The sequence below is a fragment of the Streptomyces sp. NPDC001796 genome, assembly GCF_042892355.1.
Lineage (GTDB): Bacteria > Actinomycetota > Actinomycetes > Streptomycetales > Streptomycetaceae > Streptomyces.
On the sequence record NZ_JBIAUC010000002.1, the window covers coordinates 311,819 to 325,077 of the forward strand.

11 protein-coding genes are annotated in these 13,259 nt (G+C 71.5%); 5 read left to right on the forward strand and 6 right to left on the reverse strand.

Annotation, left to right across the window (positions count from 1 at the left end):
* Positions 1-3: 3 nt before the first annotated feature.
* From ACFYZE_RS04920 to ACFYZE_RS04930, 3 genes are read right to left on the reverse strand one after another with little or no spacing between them, the layout of a single operon-like run.
* Positions 4-1,011, reverse strand: coding sequence for a Gfo/Idh/MocA family protein (locus ACFYZE_RS04920; RefSeq protein WP_388988657.1), 1,008 nt, complete (start codon positions 1,009-1,011; stop codon positions 4-6).
* Positions 1,008-1,988 (reverse strand): dTDP-glucose 4,6-dehydratase, encoded by a 981-nt coding sequence (rfbB, locus tag ACFYZE_RS04925; RefSeq protein WP_388988660.1) that lies wholly within the window; start codon positions 1,986-1,988, stop codon positions 1,008-1,010. Before rfbB ends, ACFYZE_RS04920 begins: the two co-directional genes overlap by 4 nt.
* A complete protein-coding gene (locus tag ACFYZE_RS04930) occupies positions 1,985-3,049 on the reverse strand; it encodes a glucose-1-phosphate thymidylyltransferase (protein WP_388988663.1) in 1,065 nt (354 codons plus the stop codon). The genes rfbB and ACFYZE_RS04930 overlap by 4 nt, the downstream gene beginning before the upstream one ends.
* A 163-nt stretch (positions 3,050-3,212) precedes the next feature.
* Between ACFYZE_RS04930 and ACFYZE_RS04935 the strand changes: the two genes are divergently transcribed.
* From ACFYZE_RS04935 to ACFYZE_RS04945, 3 genes are read left to right on the forward strand one after another with little or no spacing between them, the layout of a single operon-like run.
* Entirely contained in the window at positions 3,213-4,664 is a 1,452-nt protein-coding gene (locus tag ACFYZE_RS04935) for an NDP-hexose 2,3-dehydratase family protein (protein WP_388988666.1), read from the forward strand.
* A gap of 57 nt (positions 4,665-4,721) precedes the next feature.
* Entirely contained in the window at positions 4,722-5,855 is a 1,134-nt protein-coding gene (locus tag ACFYZE_RS04940; protein ID WP_388988669.1) for a nucleotide disphospho-sugar-binding domain-containing protein, read from the forward strand.
* A 4-nt stretch (positions 5,856-5,859) separates the two neighbouring features.
* A complete protein-coding gene (locus tag ACFYZE_RS04945; RefSeq protein WP_388988672.1) occupies positions 5,860-6,780 on the forward strand; it encodes a DUF6081 family protein in 921 nt (306 codons plus the stop codon).
* A gap of 67 nt (positions 6,781-6,847) precedes the next feature.
* On the opposite strand, the gene ACFYZE_RS04950 is transcribed toward ACFYZE_RS04945, so the two are convergent.
* The 3 genes from ACFYZE_RS04950 to ACFYZE_RS04960 all read right to left on the reverse strand — a co-directional run bounded on the left by ACFYZE_RS04950 (position 6,848) and on the right by ACFYZE_RS04960 (position 11,532).
* Positions 6,848-8,773 carry a flavin-containing monooxygenase gene (locus ACFYZE_RS04950; protein ID WP_388988675.1) on the reverse strand — a complete coding sequence of 642 codons (1,926 nt, stop codon included), beginning with the start codon at positions 8,771-8,773 and terminating at the stop codon, positions 6,848-6,850.
* Between the two features lie 81 nt (positions 8,774-8,854).
* Complete coding sequence (locus ACFYZE_RS04955; RefSeq protein WP_388988678.1) at positions 8,855-10,303, reverse strand: multicopper oxidase family protein; 1,449 nt, start codon at positions 10,301-10,303, stop codon at positions 8,855-8,857.
* A gap of 89 nt (positions 10,304-10,392) precedes the next feature.
* Positions 10,393-11,532, reverse strand: a complete 1,140-nt coding sequence (locus ACFYZE_RS04960; RefSeq protein WP_388988681.1) for a hydrolase — start codon at positions 11,530-11,532, stop codon at positions 10,393-10,395.
* 295 nt (positions 11,533-11,827) lie between these two features.
* Between ACFYZE_RS04960 and ACFYZE_RS04965 the strand changes: the two genes are divergently transcribed.
* Positions 11,828-12,265: a lipocalin-like domain-containing protein gene (locus tag ACFYZE_RS04965; RefSeq protein ID WP_388988683.1), complete on the forward strand. Its 438-nt coding sequence runs from the start codon at positions 11,828-11,830 to the stop codon at positions 12,263-12,265.
* A 12-nt stretch (positions 12,266-12,277) separates the two neighbouring features.
* On the forward strand, positions 12,278-13,213 hold the full coding sequence (locus ACFYZE_RS04970; protein ID WP_388988686.1) for an NADP-dependent oxidoreductase: 936 nt from the start codon (positions 12,278-12,280) through the stop codon (positions 13,211-13,213).
* The last annotated feature ends 46 nt before the right edge of the window (positions 13,214-13,259 follow it).

A 13,259-nucleotide genomic window follows, 5' to 3' on the forward strand; every position in this document is an offset into this window, starting at 1 on the left:
CTCTCAACGGGAGGCCCCCGCGCCGTGCGCGGCCGTGACGACGGCCAGTCGGCGTACGTCGTCGAGCAGTTGGGCCTGGCGGATGAGCGAAGGGTCGGCGCAGGTCCGACCGCGCAGGACGGCATCCGCGAACGCGGCGAGCGTGTTGGCGCACTGATCGTCCGGTTCGAGGACCAACTCCTCCACACCGCCGCCCCGTTCGAGGCGGACCACCGGCGTGTGGTCGGCGGGCGGGGTGAACGCGCGGTCCACGGTGATGCGGCCCTCCGTGCCCAGCAGCTCGTAGCGGGAGGTGTAGGCGTGGTCCAGGCCGAAGACGAGCTGACCGACGACTCCGTCGGGCCGGTTGACCAGCGCTCCACCGGCGACGTCCACGCCCGGGTCCTCCTCGTGCCTCAGGGCCGACCCCACGACCCGGGTGCCGGGGCCGAGGAAGTACAGCGCGGCCCGGACGGGGTAGGCGCCCACGTCGAGCCGGGCGCCGCCGCCCAGCGCCGCCTGGTACCGGATGTCGGAGCGGTCGCGGGGCGGGATGGCGAAGGCGGCGGAGAAGGAGCGGAGTTCCCCGATCGCGCCGCTGTCGAGAAGCGCGCGGACCCGGTGCTGACGCCGGTGGTGGAGGAACATGAAGTTCTCGTGCAGCACGAGGCCGGCCGCCCGCGCCTGAGTCACCAGCGCTTCGGTGGCCGCCGGGTCCGTGGTGAGCGGCTTCTCCGCGAGGACGTGCTTGCCCGCCGCCAGTGCGCGGCCGACCCATTCGGCGTGCAGCCCGGTGGGCAGCGGAACGTAGACGGCGTCGACGTCCTCCCGGTCCAGCAGTTGCTCGTAGTCCGCCACCGCGCGCCCGCCGAACACGGCCGTCACCCGCTCGGCACGCTCCCGGTCGCGGCTGGCGACCGCGGTGAGCGAGAGCCGGGGAAGCCGTGCCACGGCGGGCAGCACCCGACGCAGGGCGATGTCCGCACAGCCCATCAGGCCCAGGCGGACGACCGGCCCGGAGGCGGGTGTCATGCCGAGCCCTCCAGGGCGCGCAGCGGCTCCCAGAAGCCGGGGTGGTCCCTGTACCAGGCGACGAGGTCGGCGAGCCCCTCCTCGAAGGACCAGCGCGGCGCGTATCCCAGCTGCCGGCTGATCTTGCTGTCGTCGATGGAGTACCGCAGGTCGTGGCCCTTGCGGTCCTCGACGTGGCGGACCAGGTCCCAGTCCGCCCCACACAGCTCCAGCAGCCGTGCGGTGACCTCGCGGTTGGTGAGCTCCGTGCCGCCGCCCACGTTGTAGATCTCGCCGGCCGCGCCCTTGGTGAGGACCAGCTGGATGGCCTGGCAGTGGTCGTCGACGTGCAGCCACTCGCGGGAGTTGCGCCCGTCGCCGTAGAGCGGGACGGGCAGTCCGCTGAGCAGGTTGGTGATGAAACGCGGCAGGAACTTCTCGGGGTGCTGGCGCGGGCCGTAGTTGTTGGAGCAGCGGGTGACGCGCACGTCCAGACCGTGGGTGCGCCAGAAGGCGCGGGCGATCAGGTCGCTGCCCGCCTTCGAGGCCGCGTACGGGGAGTTGGGCAGCAGCGGCTCGTTCTCGTCCCACGAGCCGGTGGGGATCGAGCCGTAGACCTCGTCCGTCGACACGTGGACGACGGTGCGCACGCCGACCTCCACACAGGTCTCCAGCAGGCACTGGGTTCCGCCGACGTTGGTGCGGACGAACGCCGCCGCCGCCTGCAGCGAGCGGTCGACGTGGCTCTCCGCCGCGAAGTGGACCACCATGTCGTGGCCCGGCAGCAACAGCCGCAGCAGGTCCTGGTCGCAGACGTCCCCGCGGACGAAGAAGAGCCGGGGGTCGTCGGTGGGCAGGTTGTCCAGGCTGCCGGCGTAGGTCACCTTGTCGAGCACGGTGATCTCGGCGTCCTCGTAGCCCGGGTACGCGCCGGCCAGCATGGACCGCACGTAGTGGGAGCCTATGAAACCGGCACCACCGGTCACCAGTACCTTCATGTCGCCACCTCCGCTTGGGCGTGATCACCGACGATGAGCCGCGACGGTCGCGTACCGTCCGCGGCGCTGAGTTTGGCCCACCGGCCGATGATCGAGTGACGCAGCGCCGGCACACTGTCCACCGCGGCGCCCTCGAGCAGGATCGAATCGGACAACCCCGCGCTGCTGACCAGGCACTCGCGGCCGACCGCGACACCGGGACCGATGGCGCTGTCCGAGATGACGCTGCCGGCCCCGATGACCAGCGGGCCGACCAGCCGGGACCGGATGACCTTGGCACCCGCCTCGATGACGACGGGCCCCTCGACGGAGGTCTCGGCGTCGATCTCGCCCTCGATCCGCGGCCGCAGCCGTGCCAGCAGTTCCCGGTTGCACTCCAGGAGGTCCTCGGGCCGGCCGGTGTCCTTCCAGTACCCCTGGTACCTCTCGGCGAGCACGGTGCCGCCGCTGTCCAGCAGATGCTGGATCGCGTCCGTGATCTCCAGCTCACCGCGGCCGCTCGGGCGGATGGCGGCGACGGACCGGTGGATCGCGCCCGTGAAGAAGTACACACCGATGACCGCGAGATCGCTCTTCGGCTCCTGAGGCTTCTCCACCAGACGACGGATGCGGCCTTCGGCGTCCAGTTCGGCGACGCCGTACGCCCGTGGGTCGGGCACGGGGGCGACCAGCACGGTCGCGTCGCACCCGGAGGCCCGGAAGTTCTCCGCCGCCGGCACGATGCCGTCCGCGAGGATGTTGTCTCCCAGGTACATGACGAAGTCCTCGTCACCGAGGAAATCCGCGGCGACGGCGATGCAGTGCGCCAGGCCTAGCGGGGCGTGCTGCCTGATGTACGTGATCCGCAGTCCCAGGTGGGCCCCGTCGCCGATGGCCGCCCTGATCTGGTCGCCGTGATCACCGACGATGATCCCGACCTCGGTCACGCCGGCCTCCTGGATCTTCTCCAGGCAGTGCCGGAGCACGGGCTTGTTGGCCACCGGGAGCAGTTGCTTGGCCGTCGAATAAGTGAAAGGCCGCAATCGCGAGCCTGTTCCTCCGGACAATACAAGCGCCTTCATGCCGCGAAGCCTGCGTACCTCCGCTCAAGCCCCGGTCGACACTGGCTCGGGCCGTCGCCCTGTGCGAGAGGGACGCGGAACCGGAGGAGAAGTCCTCGGCCGGTGCTCGACCACGGCTCGAGCAGGCGCGGCGACGGTGCCCGATATGACATTGGCGAATGGTATGGCAACGCCGTCGCAAGCGGTCGATGAGGCCCGCGGCAGTGGCCCGGCGGACGGCTTCTGGCATGTCGCCCGGCCCGTCACCGGCCCGGCCGATGGTCTCCCCGAATTCCGGCAGTGGTTCGCGGAGCAGGCCCGGATCCACCACTACAGGGTCGACCGGATCCCCCTGTCCGAGCTGTCCGGGTGGCACTTCGAGGACGGCAGCGGCGACCTGGTGCACGAGTCCGGGGGGTTCTTCGCCATCTCCGGCCTGCGGGCGCGCACCGGTTTCCGCCGCCCCCGTGAATGGACGCAGCCGGTGATCGTGCAGTCCGAGATCGGCGTGCTGGGCATTCTCCTCAAGCGGTTCGACGGCGTACCGCACCTGCTGATGCAGGCGAAGATGGAGCCCGGGAACATCAACACCGTGCAGCTGTCGCCCACCGTGCAGGCCACGCGCAGCAACTACACCGGCGTGCACCGCGGCCGGCGCGTGCCGTACCTGGAGTACTTCATGGGCCCGCAGCGGGGCACGGTGCTCGCCGACTCCCTCCAGTCGGAGCAGGGCTGGTGGTTCCTGCACAAGCGGAACCGCAACATGGTGGTGGAGACACGGGAAGAGGTGCCGCTGCTCGACGGCTTCCGCTGGGTGACGCTGCCCCAGCTCGGCGAGCTGCTGAGGACCGACAACCTGGTCAACATGGACTCCCGTACGGTCCTGTCGACCCTGCCCTACGGCGAGCCCGCGCCCGAACTGGTCGACGCGGCCACGGACCCGTACCGCAGGGCGGCCCTGCGGTCCCTGGCGCCGCGGTACGGGTCCGTGCACAGCCTGCACGAGGTGCTGCGCAGGCTGACCGACGCCCGGTCCCGCCACGAGCTGGTGCAGCGCCGCATACCGCTGCGCGAGGTCCTCGACGGGGGGTCGTGGCAGCGGACGGAGCGCGGGATCGCCCGGCCCGACGGACGGCACTTCGAGGTGATCGGGGTCGACGTACGGGCGGAGCGGCGCGAGGTGGGCCGTTGGTCGCAGCCGCTGGTGGCGCCCGTCGCGGGGCTGTCGGGACTGTTCGTGAAGCGGATCGGAGGCGTGCTCCACCTGCTGCTGGAGGCCCGCGTCGAGGCGGGCACGCTGAACGTGTGCGAGTACGCGCCGAGCGTCCAGTGCTCCCCCTCCCACCACGCCGCAGGCGCAGGCGCAGGCGCAGGCAGCGAGCTGCTCGGCCTGCTGCTGTCGGCCCCGCGCGACCGGATCCGCTACGACGCCGTGCAGTCCGAGGAAGGCGGCCGGTTCCACCACGCGGTGACCCGCAACCTGGTCGTCGAGGCCGACGACGACTTCCCGCTCGCCGAGCCGGAGGGGCACTGCTGGGTGACGCTGCACCAGGCCCAGGAGCTGCTGCGCCACAGCAACTACCTCAACGTGCAGGCCCGCACCCTGGTCGCCTGCCTGAGCCTCGGTCTGTTCTGAGCCCCGGTCCACTCCGGCTCAAGGGGGGTTCGACTCCCCGCGCCTAGCGTCGCCCGCATGCGAATCCTCTTCATCTCGGGCGGAAGCCGGGGCGCGGTCTTCCCGCTGGTCCCGCTGGCCACCGCAGCCCGCAACGCAGGTCATGAAGTCTTCGTCGGCGTCACCGAGAACACGTTGCCCGCGGTGGCGAGTGCCGGTCTGCCCGGCGTCTCCCTCACCACGGGCACCATGCCGCAGTTCATGTACCAGGACCGCGAGGGCAAGCCGGCCATCGAGCCGGACGACCCGGACGAGTGGAACCTGTTCAACGGCCACGGCATGGGCCGGCTGGCGGCGGCCAGCCTGGAGGGTCTGGTTCCGTTGATCGAACGGTGGCGGCCGGACGTCATCGTGGGCGGCTCCCTGTCCTACGCCGCCCCCATCATCGCCGCGCACTTCCGGATCCCCTTCGTGCGGCACGCCCTGAACATGGGCGAGCCGGCCAACATCGACCTCGGCGCGGCCGCAGAACTCGCGCCCGAGCTGGAGAAGTTCGGCCTGTCGGAGATTCCCGGCGAGGACATGTTCATCGACATCTGCCCGCCGAGCGTGCGTCCCGAGGACGCCATCCCGTCGCAGTCGATGCGGTACGTGCCGTACAACACGCACAAGAAGCTCGACCCGTGGATGTACACCAAGCCCGAGAAGCCGCGGGTCGTCGTCTCGGCGGGCAGCCGCGTCACCCCGGACTACGAACTCGCCCCGCTGCGCGACCTGGTCGAGAAGGTGGGACCGCTCGGCATGGAGATGGTCATCGCCGTGCCCGACGAGGTGGCCGATCTGCTCGGTCCGCTGCCCGAGGGGGTGCGGGCCGGATGGCTGCCCATCGACGTGCTGATGCGCTCCAGCGATCTGCTCGTCCACCGTGGCGGCGGCAACACCATGCTGTCCGCGATGACCGCGGGCATCCCGCAGCTCGTCATCCCCGCCATGCCCAAGCAGGTGGGCATGACGGAGAACCTCGTCGAGTACGGCGCCGCGAAGATGGTGCTGAACGGCGAGGACAGCGGCGACGTCATCGCCGCGGCGTGCCGGGAGCTGCTGGACGAACCGTCGTACCTGAAGCGGTCACGGGACATCGCCCAGGAGATCGCCGAGCTGCCGAGCCCGGCGGAGGTGGTCGACGTCGTCGCGGCTCTGGCGAAGGGCTGAGCGCGTGACCTCCCTCGACGACACGGTGGCGGGCGGTCCGGCCCACGTGGCCGGCCGCCCGGCCTTCCTCGACGACTTCTCGGGCGGCCTGGACGCGCACGGCGACGGCGCCCGCTGGGACCTGCGTGCCGCCGGGGCGTTGCCGGCGGGCGACGGGACGGTACGGCAGACCCCCGGCGGGCTGGTCGTCGACCCCATCGCCCGGCACCCCGGGACGGGCGAACCGAGCTGGGCGTTCGGCGACATGCCGGGTACCGGCGAGGACCACATGCGCTGGCGGGCCATCCCCCGGCAGACCGCGTCCTCCGGCTTCCCGGGCTTCGACGTCACCGGCACGCTCACCGTGCGCAGTGAGATGGCGGCCGAGGCCTTCGGAGTGGCAGGGCACCCCTTCGGTGACGGCGTCGCCGACCCGGACACGGATCTGCGCCTGGCTGCCGGCGCCCTGATCGCCGCGGACGTGGAGACCCGGCTCGTCCTCAACCTGTCGCTCACCAATCGTCGCGTCTACGCCCTGTACGAACGGTTCGCGCAGGGGCCGGATGACCCGACGGCCTTCTGCCGCGCCGTTCCGGTCGCCGACCGGACCCCGGGCCAGGCGCACCGGCTCGCCCTGGGCTACGACCGTGCGACGGGCACCGCCCGGTGGTGGGTGGACGGCGCCGAGGTGCTCACCGTCGACCGCATCGGCAGCCACGGTCCCGCCGACCGCGGCCGCCTGCTGATCGGTGCGGACGGCGTGGAGGAGGCCATCCGGCCGCGTCAGCTGCTGGCCGGGTACGCCTGCTTCACCCTGCTCAACGCGGCCGGCCCGGACGGCGGGCCACCGCTGGAGCCGCAGGGGGGCGGCGCGGCGCGGCCGTCCCTGTGGGGACAGGGCGTGCGGCTGACGCTGAAGGACTTCGGCGTGTACGTCACGGACTGACCCTCCGCACGTCAGGGGCCTGCCACCGGTACGCCGGTGGCAGGCCCCTGACGTGTGACCGCCCGGCTCACCGCAGGTGGTACTCCTGCGGCCGGACCCGGTGGGTGCGGCTCCAGTACTCCTGGGCGGTGAACGGCCAGTTCTGCGCCGAACGGCCGGCCACGCGGTCGACGGTCCAGTTGCTCACCGAGGAGAACCCCCAGGCGCGTTCCGCGTTGGCCTCGTCGATCCTGGCGTTGTATTCGTCATGGACGTCCTGGCGCACCTCCAGCGAGCGGTGCCCGCCTTCCAGCAGCAGCCGCAGGGCGTCCAGCAGATAGGTGACCCCGCACTCGGAGAAGTAGAAGATGCTGCCGCCCTGGCCGGAGAGATTCGTGTTCGGACCGTACAGGCAGAACAAGTTGGGGAATCCCGGCACGGTCAGTCCCAGATAGGCGCGGGCGCTGCCGCCCCACGTCTCGTGCAGGTCCGCTCCGCCCCGGCCGGTCACCTTCATCGGCATCAGGAAGCGCGAGGCCTGGAAGCCGGTGCCGTACACCAGGACGTCCAGCTCGTGATGGCGCCCGTCCGCCGTCCGCACCCCGGTCGGCGTGATCTCCTCGATGGCGTCGGTGACCAGCGTGACGTCGTCGCGCTTGAGGGTACGGATCCAGCCTCCGTTGTCCCGCAGCACTCGCTTGGCCCCGACCGGGTAGCGGGGCAGTACCCGGGGCAGCAGCTCGCGCGCATCGGTGAGCTGGCTCTCCAGGGCCCGGGTGAGGGCCACGCGCAGCTTCTCGTTCAGAGCGGACACGGCACGTTCCGTCGGCGGGTACGACCGGTCCACGATCCACGCCTCGAGCACTCCGCGCAGTCCCGGCGCGAAGAGCCAGAACCGGTACCAGTCCGCGTAGTACGGGACGTGCTCGAGCAGCCACCGGGCGCCCTGCGGCACCTGGTCGTGGTAGTGCGGGGTGGGCCGCAGCCAGGGCGGCGTGCGCTGGAAAACCCGCAGCTCGGCGGTCTGTTCGGCGATCTCGGGGATGAACTGGAAGGCACTGGCGCCGGTGCCGATCACGCCCACCCGCCGCCCCGCCAGCTCCACCGAGTGGTTCCAGCGGGCGGAGTGGAAGGCGGGGCCGCGGAAGGTGTCCCGGCCGGGGATCTGCGGCAGACTCGGCCGGGACAGTTGCCCGACGGCGCTGACCAGCACGGTGCACTCGGTCCGCTCCGGGCCGCCCGGGGTGTCCAGCAGCAGCGACCACCGGCTGCGCTCCTCGTCCCAGGCCGCCTCGCGCACCTCGGTGCCGAAGCGGATGCGGTCGTACAGGCCGAAACGTTTGGCCACGTCACGGAAGTAGTCCAGCAGGACGTCCTGGGTGCAGAAGTACTCCGGCCAGTCGGTCCTGGTGGCGAACGAGTAGCTGTAGAGGTGGCTGGGCACGTCGACCCGGCACCCGGGATACCGGTTGTCGAACCAGGTTCCGCCGACGTCGCTGTTCTTCTCGTAGATCTCGAACGGCACGCCGGCCTGGGCGAGCCGGTGGGCGGCCAGCAGACCGCTCATGCCGGCGCCGATGATGCCGACCCGGATGCCGCTGCCCGGTGCCACGTCCCGCAGGTTCCAGCGCGGTGCCTTGGGATCGGTGCCCGGCGCCGTCACCTCCTCGACGATCAGCGGCAGGAGCTCCTCGGTGTCCTCACCCATCGCCCAGGAGGTGATGGCGTGCAGCAGCTCCGGCCCGGGCGGGGGCGGCGCGACACTCCCACCGTCCCGGTGGCGGACCAGGGCGCGCAGCGCCAGTTCGCGGGCCGAGGCGAGCTGTTCCGGGGTGAGACCGCCCTGCGGGAGGGTGAGCCATCCGCTGGGACCGGCGTAGTCACCGAGAAAGGAGACGTCCCCGGTCAGATGGGCCACCGCCATCAACAACGCGGGTACTTCCGCGCTTTGGAGGTGGGTCCGGATGACGTCGTCCGCGGCGGTGATCGGCCGGACCTCGGAGTTGGCGGCCATGGCCGCTCCTTTCCAAGTCAGGGGCGCGCCCCCGTCGGGGGCGCGCCGTACGTGCCGTCGACTGGTGTGTGGGGGGCCTCGTCAGGAGCGGACGATGTCGAACTGGCCCATCATGCCCATGGCTCCGTGGTCGATGAGATGGCAGTGGTAGTAGTAGCGGCCCAGGTAGGGGTAGGCGAACGACACCTGGATGCGGGCCTTCTGGCCCGGCATGACGCTCACGATGTCCTTGAGCCCCGCCTGGCCCGGCGCGGGCGGCGTGCCGTTGATGTCGAGGACCCGGAAGTCGACCAGGTGGATGTGGAAGTTGTGGGGGATCTGGTCGATGTTGCTGATCTCCCATATCTCGGTGGCGCCCTGTTTGACGGTGAAGTCCACCCGGTTCATGTCGAACTCGCGCCCGTTGATGAGGCCCGCGCCGGTCGCCGGGTCGAGCGTGAGCGAGAAGGTGCGGGTGACGGTGGGCGTGCCGAGCGCGGGGAGCGTGGCCAGCCGGCCGGGGACCCGGCTGGTGTCCGACGCGGTGTCGCCGACGTCGAACCGCATGATCCGGTCGGTGGTGTCCGTGGGGAACAGCGTGTTCTGCAGCACGATCTGGGTGCCCGCCGCGTACCGGGAGAAGTCCACGACGATGTCCGCCCGTTCGCCCGGAGAAAGCGGAAGGCTCGTCGTCGTGACCGGTGCCGGCAGCAGCCCGCGGTCGGTGCCGATCTGCTGGAAAGCGTCGCCGTTGTCGAGCCTGAACTCGAACGGGCGCAGGTTGGAGCCGTTGCACAGCCGCAAGCGGTACTTGCGGGCCCGGACCCGGAAGTACGGCTGCGGCTTGCCGTTCACCAGGATCTGCGGACGCGAGGTGAACAAGTGGTCGAAGTAGAGCGAGCCGTCGTCGTTGAGGCCGACGTCGCGGATCATGATGGGCACGTCGTAGGTGCCGCTCGGCAGGCCCAGCGCCTGTTCGGAGGCGTCACTGAGGACGTAGAAGCCGGACATGCCGCGGTAGACGTGCTCGGCGTCCGTCATGTGCGCGTGGTCGTGGTACCAGAGCGTCGTCGCGACCTGCTTGTTCGGGTAGGTGTAGGTCCGGGTGGCGCCGGGCGCGACCTGGTCCATCGGACCGCCGTCGTTGTCCGGGTCGACCACGGCACCGTGGAGATGCATCGAGGTACCGGCGCCGATCCTGTTGGTCTGCCGGACCACCACGGTGCGGCCGGACTTGGCCCGGATGGTGGGGCCGGGCAGCGAGCCGCCGTAGGTGAGGACCGTCGTGCTCTTGCCGGGCATGATCTCGGTGACCGCCTGCTGGACATCCAGCGTGTAGTAGTCGGTGGTGCTGGAACGGCTGGTGGGCTGCAGCACCTTCGGCACCGGCATGGCCACCTGGAAGGGCGTGATCGGGCCGGCCAGGGCGGCCGTGGCGCTGGCGGCCGGCTGGACGTCCGGACGCATGCTCCGCACGGCCAGGCCACCGGTCACCGCCAGCGCGCCCCCCGTCGCCGCCATCAACTTGAGCATCTCTCGTCTGCTGTTCATGGTGCGTCTCTCTTCGTGCTCCGTGCTCCCCTGGGGGACCCCCGACAGCCGGCCCGCGGGAGCGGAACCGGCCACCCCTGGTTGGGTTTTCAGGAAGGGAACACCTCTCCCCCGTACACCCCGGCGGCGGCGTCGAACTGCAACGCCACATGTGTGGACGCCGCGTTGACGTCGCGCCAGAAGCGCTGCATCGGACTGTGCTCGGACTGCCCGCTGGTGCCGCCGGCGCGGAAGAGCCGGTCCACGGCGGTCACCAGCTGCTCCACCGCCAGCGAGCAGTCCCGCAGGTTGCGGGCCGTCTGCAGCGGGCTGACGGCCGAACCCAGATCGGCCACGGCGGACGCCCGCTCCAGCAGCAGCCCGGCGGCGTCGATCTCGCCGGACGACCGGCTCAGCGTGCGCTCGTGCGCCGCGCGGTTGACCGGCGGCCGGCCCGGCACCGAGGCCGTGCGCAACTTCTCGCCCATGTACTGCGACCACGCGCGCAGCGCGCCCTGGGCCGCGCCGAGCGTCGGAGTGGCGAACGACAGGCCGTTGGCCGCCTGCAACGGCACACTGTGGCAGGCGGCGGTGGAGTCCACGGCCCGTCCCGCGAACAGGTCCTCCCGGCGGAAGGCCCGCGGCGTGGGCACGAACACCTCGTCCAGCACCAGGGTGTTGCTGCCCGTCGCCCGCATGCCGACGCTGGACCACGAGTCCACGACGGAGTACGCGGAGCGCGGGACGGCGAACATCAGCGCCTGCGGCTCGGCCTCGGTCACGACCGTCCCGGCGACCAGCGCCCAGTCGGAGAAGTCGACCGCGCTGATGTAGGACCACGCGCCGGACAGCCGCCAGCCGCCGGGTACCGCGGTCGCCTTCCCGGCCGGGGTGAGCGAGCCGACCACCACCGCGTCCGGGCCCTCCGCCCAGATCTCGCGGTACCCCTCGACGGGCAGGAAGGCGGCCATGCGGGCCAGGTTGGCGAAGAGGGAGGCGCACCAGGCGGTGGCGGGGCAGGAGGCGCCGACGGTGACGACGGCCTCGCTCAGCTCCGTGAAGGTGCCCGCGTTCCCTCCCGCGTCGCGCGGGACGAAGTGCCGGGCGAAACCGGCGGCGACCACCTCCTTGACCACCTCGGCGTCGAGCCGGCGGGCTGCCTCCGCGGCGGCCGCGCTCCGCTCGGCCGCCGTCGCGACGTCCTTCGCGGCGGACAGCAGACCGGTGTTCGGAAGGGTTCGCTCAAGCATCCCTGCACACTCCTTGGTCTCGCAGGGCACCCGCGGCCGGGCCGTCCCGGCCCGAGGGAGCGGGTGCGGCCCGGGTGCTGGTTGCGCCGACCCTGGCGACAAGCGGTGGAAGGTGGCTCGAACACCGCTGGAACCCGTCCGGCCCGCCGGTCACGCGAGCCTCGCTCGAGTCATACTCGACCGAATTTCCCTACACCTGGACCGTGTTGCGTACATACCGTTGTCGGTGCGGTGGCCGCGCTCGGGCGCGGACAACCGGAGTAGCCGGACGCAGGGGGACAGGGTGCGGTGGGCTGTGGAGGACCTGATCGGCGTGTGGCGTCTGCTCGCCTACGTGGACCTCGACGAGGCCGGGGGAAGCCGTGAGGGCCCGCTGGGCCCCGACCCCCGGGGACTGCTGATCTACGACGGCCACGGGCACATGTCGGTGTCGATGATGCGGGGCGACCATGCGACCGCTCCCGAATCGGCCACGCTCTTCATGGGCTATGCCGGCACCTGGCGGCTGGTCGACGGTGTCGTCAAGCACGACGTCAGCGTGAGCGCCCACCCCTTCCAGGTCGGCACGGAGCTGACCCGGGAGGCCGAACTCGACGGCGACCGACTCGTGTTGCACGGCGTCGCGACGATCGGCGGGCGCCCGCAGCGCCGCAGGCTGACCTGGCAGCGCGTGTCCGCCCCCGCGTCCGCACGGCATCCGGCAGGCAGGTCCTCCGCACAACCTCGCTCATAAGGAGAACAGTCCTTGAAGGCAGTCATCGCCCAGTCGTACGCCCCCGTCGACCAGCTCGTGGTCACCGACACGGCACCCCCCACGCCCGGACCCGGCCAGGTGCTCGTGCGGGTGGAGGCGGCGGGGCTCAACCCGATCGACGTCATTCTGATCACCGGCCGGCTCCGCCAGGTGATGCCCGTGGAGCACCCCTTCACACCGGGCATGGACGCGGCCGGTGTCGTGGAGTCCGTCGGTGAGGGTGTGACACGTTTCGCCCCCGGTGACAAGGTCGTGGCGTTCACCCACGACACGACCGGAACCCTGGCCGAACTGACCGTCGTCGCCGACGGCCCGGGGCTCGTGCACCGGCCCGAGACCGTGGACGCGGTCAGCGGCGCGGCGCTGCCGGTGTCCGGGATGACCGCGGCCGCCCTGCTGGAGGCGTCCGGCCTCGCGGCAGGCCAGAGCGTCCTGATCGTCGGCGCCACCGGCGGTATCGGCTCGTACCTGGTGCAGCTGGCCGCCGGCGTCGGCGCCGAGGTGATCGCCACCGCGCAGCCGTCCGCCCTGGACCACGTGCGGGGGCTCGGTGCCGCACACGCCGTCGACTACACCTCCGTCGACCCCGTCGCCGAGGCCCTCCGCCTGTACCCGGGCGGCGTCGACGTGGTCATCGACCTCGTCAACGGCGGCCCCGCGGTGGAGAAGACGGCCGCCGCGGTCCGCCCGGGCGGCCGGCTCGTCTCCTCGATCGGCGTTCCCGACTCCCTCGAGCGTGACGTGACGCCCGTGCACGTGGGAGTGGAGAACGGCATCGGCCGGCTCGAGGAACTGGTCGCCAAGGTCGCGGCGGGCGAGCTGGCCGTCCACGTCAGCGCCACGTACCCGCTCGCGGACGCCGCGCAGGCCTACGGCGACTTCGCCGCGGGCAAGCACCCCGTCGGCAAGGTCGTCGTCACCGTCTGACACCGCAACCGGTGACAGGGCCGGCGCCCGCGCCCGGCGACGTCCT

Excerpts from the sequence above, each read along its gene's own strand:
- ACFYZE_RS04920 (WP_388988657.1), bottom strand. The coding sequence starts at position 1,011 with ATGACACCCGCCTCCGGGCCGGTCGTCCGCCTGGGCCTGATGGGCTGT.
- rfbB (WP_388988660.1), bottom strand. The coding sequence starts at position 1,988 with ATGAAGGTACTGGTGACCGGTGGTGCCGGTTTCATAGGCTCCCACTAC.
- ACFYZE_RS04930 (WP_388988663.1), bottom strand. The coding sequence starts at position 3,049 with ATGAAGGCGCTTGTATTGTCCGGAGGAACAGGCTCGCGATTGCGGCCT.
- ACFYZE_RS04935 (WP_388988666.1), top strand. The coding sequence starts at position 3,213 with ATGGCAACGCCGTCGCAAGCGGTCGATGAGGCCCGCGGCAGTGGCCCG.
- ACFYZE_RS04940 (WP_388988669.1), top strand. The coding sequence starts at position 4,722 with ATGCGAATCCTCTTCATCTCGGGCGGAAGCCGGGGCGCGGTCTTCCCG.
- ACFYZE_RS04950 (WP_388988675.1), bottom strand. The coding sequence starts at position 8,773 with ATGGCCGCCAACTCCGAGGTCCGGCCGATCACCGCCGCGGACGACGTC.
- ACFYZE_RS04955 (WP_388988678.1), bottom strand. The coding sequence starts at position 10,303 with ATGAACAGCAGACGAGAGATGCTCAAGTTGATGGCGGCGACGGGGGGC.
- ACFYZE_RS04960 (WP_388988681.1), bottom strand. The coding sequence starts at position 11,532 with ATGCTTGAGCGAACCCTTCCGAACACCGGTCTGCTGTCCGCCGCGAAG.